General features: G+C 55.7%; 11 protein-coding genes. 4 read left to right on the top strand and 7 right to left on the bottom strand.

The features are described from left to right. Nucleotides 1-81 precede the first annotated feature (81 nt). The 4 genes from KDX30_RS14330 to betT all read left to right on the top strand — a co-directional run bounded on the left by KDX30_RS14330 (nt 82) and on the right by betT (nt 3,830). The gene (locus KDX30_RS14330) at nt 82-306 is read left to right on the top strand and encodes a hypothetical protein (RefSeq protein WP_231676456.1); all 225 of its coding nucleotides are present in this window, start codon (nt 82-84) and stop codon (nt 304-306) included. 17 nt (nt 307-323) lie between these two features. Beyond that, entirely contained in the window at nt 324-815 is a 492-nt protein-coding gene (locus KDX30_RS14325) for a hypothetical protein (protein ID WP_231676454.1), read from the top strand. A gap of 44 nt (nt 816-859) precedes the next feature. Then, the gene (locus KDX30_RS14320) at nt 860-1,582 is read left to right on the top strand and encodes a hypothetical protein (protein WP_231676452.1); all 723 of its coding nucleotides are present in this window, start codon (nt 860-862) and stop codon (nt 1,580-1,582) included. Between the two features lie 292 nt (nt 1,583-1,874). After that, nucleotides 1,875-3,830: a choline transporter BetT gene (gene betT, locus KDX30_RS14315; protein WP_231676595.1), complete on the top strand. Its 1,956-nt coding sequence runs from the start codon at nt 1,875-1,877 to the stop codon at nt 3,828-3,830. 473 nt (nt 3,831-4,303) lie between these two features. Here betT and KDX30_RS14310 read toward each other — a convergent pair whose 3' ends face one another. The 7 genes from KDX30_RS14310 to KDX30_RS14280 all read right to left on the bottom strand — a co-directional run bounded on the left by KDX30_RS14310 (nt 4,304) and on the right by KDX30_RS14280 (nt 10,282). Further along, nucleotides 4,304-5,047 carry an SDR family oxidoreductase gene (locus KDX30_RS14310; protein ID WP_122705892.1) on the bottom strand — a complete coding sequence of 248 codons (744 nt, stop codon included), beginning with the start codon at nt 5,045-5,047 and terminating at the stop codon, nt 4,304-4,306. A gap of 590 nt (nt 5,048-5,637) precedes the next feature. Further along, nucleotides 5,638-7,074 (bottom strand): nitrogen regulation protein NR(I), encoded by a 1,437-nt coding sequence (ntrC, locus tag KDX30_RS14305; protein ID WP_027902131.1) that lies wholly within the window; start codon nt 7,072-7,074, stop codon nt 5,638-5,640. Further along, nucleotides 7,071-8,156 carry a nitrogen regulation protein NR(II) gene (glnL, locus tag KDX30_RS14300; protein ID WP_027902132.1) on the bottom strand — a complete coding sequence of 362 codons (1,086 nt, stop codon included), beginning with the start codon at nt 8,154-8,156 and terminating at the stop codon, nt 7,071-7,073. Before glnL ends, ntrC begins: the two co-directional genes overlap by 4 nt. A gap of 23 nt (nt 8,157-8,179) precedes the next feature. Continuing rightward, a complete protein-coding gene (locus tag KDX30_RS14295) occupies nt 8,180-8,380 on the bottom strand; it encodes a hypothetical protein (protein ID WP_161628614.1) in 201 nt (66 codons plus the stop codon). 101 nt (nt 8,381-8,481) lie between these two features. After that, nucleotides 8,482-9,093 (bottom strand): DUF4124 domain-containing protein, encoded by a 612-nt coding sequence (locus KDX30_RS14290; RefSeq protein WP_231676451.1) that lies wholly within the window; start codon nt 9,091-9,093, stop codon nt 8,482-8,484. 19 nt (nt 9,094-9,112) lie between these two features. Beyond that, nucleotides 9,113-9,637, bottom strand: a complete 525-nt coding sequence (locus KDX30_RS14285) for a DUF4124 domain-containing protein (RefSeq protein WP_231676448.1) — start codon at nt 9,635-9,637, stop codon at nt 9,113-9,115. A 78-nt stretch (nt 9,638-9,715) separates the two neighbouring features. After that, nucleotides 9,716-10,282: a chorismate mutase gene (locus tag KDX30_RS14280; RefSeq protein ID WP_231676445.1), complete on the bottom strand. Its 567-nt coding sequence runs from the start codon at nt 10,280-10,282 to the stop codon at nt 9,716-9,718. Nucleotides 10,283-10,375: the final 93 nt, after the last annotated feature.

Raw genomic sequence — 10,375 nt, 5'->3', positions numbered from 1 at the left:
AAGCTTGATGGCTGGTCAGGCCTGCCCCACTTGGGGGGAGCTCGAATACTAAAGTTTTCTTATATGAGAGTAGTTAAGTAAATGAGTGCGAAAGATAATGCACAAGTACGTGAAGCGTCGATCGGCACAGATGTACCGCTGGAGACTGAAGCCAGCTCGATTTTCATGCGCTGGGAGATAAAGGCCCATGCACATCCTACGTTATATGGGGACGTACCCATGATTGCGCTTGGCGCATTTCCGTTTATGTTTTTTCTCTACGGTGTTTTTTTCATGAGAACGAAAATACAAGGCACTCATTTATAAATTCAGGTGCGTTTGGCATGGCGCTGGTTTTTTTCATCTGGATTGTAATCGTTCGACAAAAGACCTTCTATTCCTACCGTATTTCTGAGAAGGGTGGAGAAGTCGACTATTGGCTGTACTTTCCAAAGTGCGCCGGTTGGATATTCAAAGGCATTGCGGTTTTTGTATTGGTCACCGTGCTGGCCATAATCTCAATCATGCCAATGATGATTTTTGCTTTGGTCGGCGTCGGCGCTATTACCATCCCGGCTGCGTTGAAGTTGCTGGCCTGGGAGAATGAGATTGATAGCGGCAGTTTTGAGTGGGGTAGAGTGCAGTTGATAGTGGCGGATCGAAAGAGAAGTCTCGTGGTCCTTCAACGAAGATACGATCCCGATATTCCTTTTGAACAAAACTACATGTATTTCGAGGTTTTTTTGCCCAAGCAGCGGTTTGATGAGTTTATTAGAGCTTGCAAGCATTACGCCCCTTCCACCGTAGATTTTGAAGAGGGTGATGCTGGGTATTAGCCCATTACTCCGCATATTTTGGAGGCCAATGGAAGGGGAAAGGTATGGTCGTAGTAGTCTGTCTAAATATGCTATTGGATACCTATATGTCAAATTCAAGTGCAGTTGTTGAGGATGGAATTGGTCTCCGCAGAACGTTTGTGGCTTGGGAAATAAAAGCCTATCCACACCCGACGTTGCCGATGGATATAGGAATGGCAGCTTTGGGATTTTTTTTCTGCGGTTTTTTGGTATGCGAGGGTTTTTTCTACTCCGAGGAAAGTACAAGGCATGTGATGTCGCTGACAGGTTGGGTGGGTTTAGCCATCACGATATTTTTTTGGATTACTGTTGTTCGGCAAAAAACAGTTTACAGCTACCGCTTTACCGAATCCGGCTGCGAAGTCGAGTACTGGCTGAACTTCCCCAAGTCTGGATCTGTATTCTTCAAAGGCCTCGCCATCTTCGCCTTCATTGCCATCCTCTCCATGATCTCAATAGATCCAAGCCTGATTTGGATCGCTGCGGGGCCAGCGGGTATTTCCATCGCTGCGGCAGTTAAGCTTCTCAACTGGGAAAACCCCGTTGAGCACCATGCCACTGACTGGGCGCGCTATGACCTCGTCTTCATCGATCGCAAGCGAAAAATGGTCGTCCCCAGCTTTCATGCCGATCCCTTGGCAGGCTTCGAAGTCCACCTCGAAAAGGCCAGAATCGATGACTTCGTTGCCTTCCTGAAGACCGTTATGCCACACGCTGAATTTTGCGAAGCCGAGTGGAAGTGGTAACCCCTCAGCCACCTGGAATTACCCAACCCGACAAGCGGTCCCACCACGGAACGATTCCCGTGAACCGGGCGTCATAACCTCCCTTGAGCCAGCCTCCATCGGCCTCGCGATTAGCCGTCGCGGGGCTTCCATGTTTTAATTGAACGCTCGTTCAATTAAAACCGGTGGTTCGCTGCCCGCTCATAACAGGAGGCTTACCCTTGCTTAATCCGTTTGTTGCTGTCTTTGCCTACGACCTTGAGGTGCATGGCTCATGAGTGCACCTGCTAGCCAATCCAGCGGTATGGTTCGTATGAATCCGCCGGTGTTTTATTTCGCGGCGACGGTTATTTTGCTGTTCGGTGTGCTGGTCATTTCCTTCCCTGAGACTGCTGGTCAGTGGTTGCTGGCGGCGCAGAACTGGGCGGCCAATACGGTCGGCTGGTATTACATGCTGGCGATGACGATCTATCTGGTCTTCGTGGTGGTCACCGCCTTGTCTGGTTACGGCAAGATCAAGCTCGGTGCCGACCACGACGAACCCGAATTCAGTTATCTGTCCTGGGCGGGCATGCTGTTCGCTGCCGGGATCAGCATCACGCTGTTCTTCTTCTGCGTCTCTGAACCGCTGACTCACATGCTGCAGCCGCCGCAAGGCGAGGGTGGCACGACTGAGGCGGCGCGTCAGGCGATGCAGTTGCTGTTTCTGCACTGGGGCCTGCATGGCTGGGGTGTGTTTGCGTTTGTCGGCATGGCGCTGGCGTATTTTGCGTATCGCCATAATCTGCCGTTGGCGCTGCGCTCCGCGCTGTACCCGCTGATCGGTAAGCGCATCAATGGCCCCATCGGTTATGCGGTGGATGGCTTCGGTATCATCGCGACCATTTTTGGTCTCGGTGCTGATATGGGCTTTGGGGTCTTGCACCTCAATTCCGGGCTGGATTATCTGTTTGATATTCCCCATACCCAATGGATTCAGGTCGGGCTGATCACGCTGATGATGGGCGCGGCGATCCTGGTGGCGATAGCCGGTGTCGACAAGGGCGTGCGCGTCATGTCCGACATCAACATGCTGCTGGCCTGTGCGCTGCTGCTGTTTGTGTTGTTTGCCGGGCCGACGCAGCATTTGCTTAACACGCTGGTGCAGAACATCGGTGATTACCTCGGGGCGATCACCACCAAGAGTTTTGATGTGTATGCCTACGACAAGCCCAGTGAATGGCTGGGCGGCTGGACAGTGTTTTACTGGGCCTGGTGGATTGCCTGGTCGCCGTTTGTAGGCCTGTTCATTGCGCGTATTTCCCGTGGTCGGACCATTCGTGAGTTCGTGTTCGGTGTACTGCTGATTCCGTTGGGCTTCACGTTGGCGTGGATGTCGATTTTCGGTAACAGCGCCATCGATCAGGTGCTCAATCACGGCATGGTCGCGCTGGGCCAGTCGGCCATTGATGATCCGTCGCGCACGCTCTACTTGCTACTGGAAACCTATCCATGGAGCAAAACCGTTATTGCGGTGACGGTGTTCATCAGCTTTGTATTCTTCGTCACCTCGGCAGACTCGGGCACAGTGGTGCTTTCGACGCTGTCGGCCAAAGGCGGTAACGCGGATGAAGACGGTCCGAAGTGGCTCCGTGTGTTCTGGGGTGTGGCGACTGCGCTGGTGACCAGTGGCTTGCTGTTCTCTGGCAGCATCGATGCGTTGAAATCAGCGGTGGTGCTGACGTCGTTGCCGTTCTCGCTGATTCTGCTTTTGATGATGTGGGGGCTGCACAAGGCGTTCTTCATGGAGTCCCAGCGTCAGATCGCACAGTTGTATTCGTTGGCTCCGGTGTCAGGCGCTCGACGTGGCGGTTGGCGTCAGCGTTTGAGCCAGGCCGTGCATTATCCGTCGCGAGACGAGGTGTACCGCTTCCTCGACCAAACCGTGCGCCCGGCTATCGAAGACGTGACTGCCGTGTTTGTCGAGAAAGGCCTGAACGTTGTCACTCAGCCTGATCCGGCCAACGACAGCGTCAGCCTGGAAATCGGCCATGGCGAAGAGCGGCCGTTCATTTATCAGGTAATGATGAAGGGCTTCTTCACGCCGTCGTTTGCGCGTGGCGGGATGGGCTCCAAGCAGTTGAACAATCGCCGCTATTACCGCGCCGAAGTGCATCTGAGCGAGGGCAGTCAGGATTATGACCTGGTGGGTTACACCAAAGAGCAGGTCATCAACGACATCCTTGACCAGTACGAACGCCATATGCAGTTCCTGCATTTGGTGCGGTAGGCCAGTGAGGCCATCAAACCTCGGTCCCACAGAGTTGCGTAGATTCTGTGGGAGCCGAGCTTGCTCGCGATAAGTTTGGACGCGGTTGCCAGTCAAACCGTGTCTCCGTTCATTGCGGGCAAGCACCGCTTATAGGTGGGCTTCATTCGTGAAGGCGGTATTCCTGACTGCACAGATACATCGAATGTACCTGCCCTTTCGCGAATGAATTCGCTCCCACGGATTTGTGTGCGGCTTCAGGTTCATGGTGGGCCTGTGGGACCGACCGGGGTGGCGCTCCACTTCATTCGTGAAAGCGGTATTCCTGACAGCACAGATACATCGAATGTACCGGCCCCTTCGCGAATGAATTCGCTCCCACGGATTTGTGTGCGGCTTCAGGTTCATGATGAGCCTGTGGGACCGAATTCATTCTGCAGGCCAACATAGAGTCTCCTTCAGGGCTTAGAGTTAGCAACTCGGCTCACACCGATCTACGCCAACCCACCGTTGGCACGCAGGATCTGCCCGTTGACCCAGCCCGATTCCGGCCCGGCGAGAAAGGACACGACATTGGCGATGTCTTCTGGCTGACCCAGGCGTTGCAGGGGCGGCATGTTTGCGAAGTTCTTGATTTGCTCTTCGGTTTTGCCATTCAGGAACAGCTCGGTAGCTACGGGACCGGGTGCTACTGCGTTGACGGTGATGTTGCGTCCGCGCAGTTCTTTGGCGAACACATGGGTGAATGATTCAACCGCGGCTTTGGTCGCGTTGTAGATCGCGTAGCCAGGAATGTTCAGCGCCAGCGCCGAGCTGGAGAAGTTGATGATCCGCCCGCCGTCGTTCATTCGAGCACTGGCTTCACGCAATGTGTTGAAGGTGCCGCGTGTGTTGATGGCGAAGGTCTGTTCGAACAGTTCGTCGCTGGTCTCGGCAATGGGCATGGTTTTCATGATCCCGGCGTTGTTGACCAGCACGTCGATCTTGCCCAGTTTTTGCTCGGTCAGGTCAAACATGGCGCGGACTTCGTTTGTGTCGGCCACGTTGGCTTTGACCGCGATGGCCTGACCGCCATCGGCGATCAACTCTGCCACCAGTGAGTCAGCTTCGCTGGCGCTGTTGGCGTAGTTGACGACCACTGCAAAACCATCGGCTGACAAGCGTTTGGCGATCTCTGCACCGATGCCGCGAGACGCTCCAGTGACAATGGCGACTTTGCGAGGATTGTTCTGATTCATGGTCCACCTCCATTTTGAATGTGCCGATACTTTTACATGCTGTACGCAGTTATAAACAGGCATGGATTGGCATTGATGTTGGGTAAACCTGAGCAAAACACAGGACCTGTAGGAGCTGCCGAAGGCTGCGATCGCGGCGTGTCAGGATAAATGCTTCGCTGCCTTAGGCAGCTCTCGTCAAACAAGATAAATCACTGAGTAGATGCGGTTTTTTGTGGAAGCGGTTCTTGCCCGCGATAAGAACACCGCAATTCCCATTTAAATCGCGTCGCCCTTATCGCGGGCAAACACCGCTCCCACATTGATATCTGTTTGCTGTGTGACAGCACGGTGTCAGTGACACCGGGGCGGCTCAGAGAGTGCATTTCAATCCAGTTGTTTTGCATTTTTGATGAGAGATTAGCTTGCTCGTGAAGCGTTGTAGCAGACAATCCGGTTATGACGGTGAGATCGCAATCGCGAGCAAGCTCACTCCTACAGGCGCCCATGGTTGATGCGAGACAACGCGGTGTCTGCATCCAGCAGCGTGCAAAAGCAAAAAAGCCCAGAGCTGCATACGCAACCCCGGGCTTTTTGGGTGAGGGCTTTAATCAGCCTTCATCACCCTCGTCATCGTCACCACCATCAATCTTCATGCCCAGTTCCTTGATCTTGCGAGTCAAGGTGTTGCGGCCCCAGCCCAGCAGCACGGCGGCGTCGCGACGACGGCCAGCGGTATGCTTGAGGGCGGTTTCGATCATGATGCGCTCGAAGGTCGGCACGGCGCTGTCCAGCAGGCTGGATTGGCCGCGGGCCAAAGCCTGATCGGCCCATTGACGCAATGCCTGTTCCCAGTTGGTCACCGGCGCTGCATCTTGCGGCAGGCTCAGCAGCTCGGGTGGCAGGTCGCTGATGTGCACTTCACGGCCCGAGGCCATGACGGTGATCCAGCGGCAGGTATTTTCCAGCTGACGCACGTTACCTGGCCAAGGCAGGTGTTTGAGGTATTCCTCGGTTTCCGCCTTGAGCAGTTTCGGTTCGACCGCCAGTTCCTGCGCCGCACGGCTAAGGAAGTGTTTGGCCAGAGTCGGGATGTCTTCGCGACGATCCGACATGCGCGGGATGTGGATACGAATCACGTTCAGACGGTGAAACAAGTCTTCCCGGAATTTGCCAGCCTGCACCAGTGTTTCCAGGTTCTGGTGAGTCGCCGCAATGATGCGCACGTCAACTTTGACCGGCGTGTGGCCGCCCACGCGATAGAACTCGCCGTCAGCCAGAACCCGTAGCAAACGGGTTTGAGTGTCAGCAGGCATGTCGCCGATTTCATCGAGGAACAGCGTGCCGCCATCCGCTTGTTCGAAACGGCCGCGACGCAGGTTTGCTGCGCCGGTAAACGCGCCTTTTTCGTGGCCGAACAGTTCCGATTCCATCAAGTCTTTTGGAATCGCAGCCATGTTCAGCGCAATGAACGGCGAGGCCGAGCGTGGGCTGTGGCGATGCAAGGCGTGGGCAACCAGTTCTTTACCGGTCCCTGACTCGCCGTTGATCAACACGGTGATGTTGGAGTGGCTCAGACGGCCGATGGCCCGAAACACTTCCTGCATCGCTGGCGCTTCGCCAATGATTTCAGGGGTGCGGGTCAGTGTCGGCGCAACGTCCATGCCTTGCTGTTCCTGGGCATGCAGGTTGGCACGCTTGACCAGAGAAACGGCTTCATCGACGTCGAATGGTTTTGGCAGGTACTCGAACGCGCCGCCTTGATAAGAGGCAACAGCGCTGTCGAGGTCTGAATGGGCGGTCATGATGATGACCGGCAGGCGTGGGTGTTGCTCGCGAATGCGCGCCAACAGGTCCAGGCCACTGGCACCCGGCATGCGGATGTCGGAGATGATCACATCCGGTTGTTGACGAGCCAGGCGACTCATCACGCCGTCGGCGCTGTCGAAGCTTTGTGTGGTCATGCCTTCTTGCTGCAAGGCTTTTTCCAGAACCCAACGAATGGAACGATCGTCATCTACGATCCAGACAGTTTCACTACGGCTCATGTCGAAGCTGCTCCTTGTTCCAGCGGCAGGAAGATCGAGAAGGTGGTGTGGCCAGGATGGCTGTCACACTCGATCAGCCCCTGGTGCTGACTAATGATGTTCTGCGTTATCGCAAGACCGAGCCCAGTGCCGTCAGGGCGGCCACTGACCATCGGGTAGAAAATGGTTTCCTGAAGCTCCGCGGGGATTCCAGGACCGTTGTCGATAATTTCGATTTTGCTGACCAGCCGGTGACGCACATGGCCGATGGTGAACTGACGCATCGCACGGGTGCGCAGGCTGATCCGGCCCAGACGCAGCTCGTTCTGACTACTGATGGCCTGCATCGCATTTCGCACGATATTGAGCACGGCCTGAATCATCTGTTCGCGGTCGATCAATACGTCGGGAATACTTGGATCATAGTCGCGCACCAGCGTGATGCACCCTTGGCTTTCTGCTTCGACCAGGCTGCAGACGCGTTCGAGCACTTCGTGCACGTTGGTCATGGCCAGCGAAGGCAACTTGTTCGATCCGAGCATGCGATCCACCAGGTTTCTCAGGCGGTCGGCTTCCTCGATGATGACGTTGGTGTAGTCCTTCAAACTCTCTTCAGGCAGCTCACGGGCGAGTAATTGCGCTGCGCCGCGAATACCGCCGAGTGGATTCTTGATTTCGTGAGCCAGGCCACGCACCAACATTTTGGTGGTTTCCTGCTTGGACAGCTGCGCTTCTTCTTTGGTGATGCGCAGCAGACGGTCACGCGGATGGACCTCCAGCAGCAACAAGGTCTCGCCCTGGCTGAGGATTGGCGTTACCGCGTAATCAACCGTCAGTGTCTGGCCGGTAAGGGCGGTGAGCATGGCTTCGCGTTTGGTAAACGGGTGCGCTTGTTCCACCGCCTGGCGCAGGGAGCTCAGGGCTTCTGCAGATTCAGTGAACAGCTCGCTGATGAATTGCCCATGGCTGCGCTGACCGCTGATGGCCAGCAGCATCTCCGCTGCCGGGTTCATGTACTCAAGGCGCAGGTCGGCATTGAGCAGAATGGTGGCAGTGGTCAGGTTGTCGAGTAACAAACGGTGCAGCGCGTCGCTGATAGTCATTAAAGTCGTTGACCTCTTTTGGCTCATTGCGATTCCAGGCGAGCCTCGGGTCGCAGGCGCTGGTTGGTCTTCTCCAGCGTGGGTAACGCCACTGATACGTTTGTATCCAGTGCAGATAAAGGTGCTGTTATAGCCAAGTTGCAAAAACCAAACCAAGGCTCCGAAAAGAAGCGTTTAATCTGCAAAATCGGGCTTTTTTTGGACAGTGCGTTTGAATGGTTCATTGGTGCGGACCATTTTCGAACCAAAATGGGGTGGTGGGTCCGCTGGCTTGCAATATCTTGCACCAATTTAGGGCTTTGGTGTTTGGGGAGGGGAATCTGAATCAAAAGAAAGGCAGGATGCTGCTCTCTTCTTCTGGTTTGTCCTTTATGGGGCACTCAGGCCGGATGCCGTATTCGGCGGTTTTGCAGGGATTGGCGAGACGCTTTTGCGCCAGTGAAATACGCAGCAGGTGAAAGGGCTGATTCGGCGTTTTTTCCAGCACGCGTCCTGTCTCATCGAGAATCTCCACCGCGAGCTGGTGGGTGCCTCGATCAACATTCTTCAACGGGAAGACAGGGCTTCGTCCGGCTTGGGCGTAAGGCTGACCATCAACCAGGAGCCGATAGCTATGACCCGGCTGCAAGGCGGGGTCGCTGGTGACGGTGACAATGAGTTCGCCCTGGGCGCTGCGCACCGTTGCGTCCGGTTCTGGCACCAGAATCCGTAGCAGGTCGTAACGAAACATCGCTTTGGGTTTTGCCTTGGGCGGCGCGCTTTGCTGGACGGTGCGTTTGGGGGGCGATCCGGTGGTGTTATTGCTGGGCAGGATCTCCACGCGCTTCGCGTTCTTGTGAGGCTGATCGGTGAAGACCCGGTTACCTTGTGCGTCCGTATAGGTATACACCTCCGCAAGCGCTGATGTGGGCAGGGTAATCAGCAGCCAGGCGAGCATGCTGATACTCAGCCGGGATTCAAGGTTTGCCGACATGAACGCGCTGCACCGTCAGAGTGATGGTTGGGCTTTGCTGGATGATGCGGCCGTTATCCAGCACAGCCACTGCAAAGCTGTGCTCTCCACGATCAATATTGACGACCTGCAGGCGCGGCACGTTGCCCGGTTGGCCATAGAGGTCGCCGTCGACCACCAGTTGCAGCAAATGCCCCTGCATCAATCTTGGTTTGATCGATACGCCAACGGTGAAGGTGCCGTTGTTGGCGCGTAACGCCTCGTCGGTCGGAAGATCGGCCAACTCCAGCGTTTCGTAGCCCGCTTGCGCCTGAGCCTGGGGTTGCGGATTTTGCGGTGGTGTCACCGGGGTCGCCATTTTCTGGGTATCAACGCTATTGAGCGGCGGCAGTTCGACAACCTTGGCCTTCACACCATCAGGCGGCTGATTGCTGAACGCGGCGTTGCCGTTGGCGTCCGTGTATTTGTAGATCTGCGCCGCTGCGGGCAATGCGATCAACAGCAGCAGACAGATGAGGCTTCGGTGCATGCAGGCTCCGTGGCGTTGATGCAGTTGGCGGTGTAATGGGCGCAGCATAGAACATAAATCAGCTTAAGCGGCTCGTGATCATTTACGGATAACGCACAACTCGCCGACTGCGCGAGTCAGTGCAATATCATGAATCGGGTCTTTGGCTTGCAGTCGGGACTGTTGAATCAGCCAGTTTGGGCATTGCGGGTCCTGACGGTACGGCGCAAAGGCTGAGTATTCGCGCAGTAATCGGGTCTGTAGCTGATCCAGTTGTGGGCGAATCTGCCCGACCAGATCCGGCCGTGGGGTGTCTGGCGCCTTACCGGCTTCGTACCACTTCGCGAGAAGTGCGTACTGCACCAGCTTGTTCGCTTCGATCTGCGCAGCGAGGAATTGGCTGACGTCCTGTGGATCCAGATTGTAGGTCGGTGCGAGCGTTGCGGCAGCTGCGATGACCTGAGCTTCACGGGCGCTGTCCTGAATTGGTTTTCCGCTGTCCCATTTGGTCAGCGCGACCTGGTCTGCGATGGCAAGGCGTTCGCTGATGGTTACCATCAGAGGTGCTAGCGCCGCAGGGGCGGGCGAAGTCGTGGGGGTCACTGCGCAGGCGGTCAGGCTGGTGAAGGTGGCGCAGAGGAGAAGCAGGCGTGGTTTATTGGTCATCTCTCTTTTTCTCTTCTGAGTCGGGATGTAATTTGATAATGAATCTGTAGGAGCGCACGAGCACCGCGAGGCCGCGATAGCGGTACATCAGAC

Origin of the sequence: Pseudomonas quasicaspiana, from assembly GCF_021147825.1 — a bacterium.
In the GTDB taxonomy this organism is placed as follows: Bacteria; Pseudomonadota; Gammaproteobacteria; order Pseudomonadales; family Pseudomonadaceae; genus Aquipseudomonas; species Aquipseudomonas quasicaspiana.
Note: the sequence above shows the minus strand (reverse complement) of the source record. Positions and strands in the feature narration are given on the sequence as shown.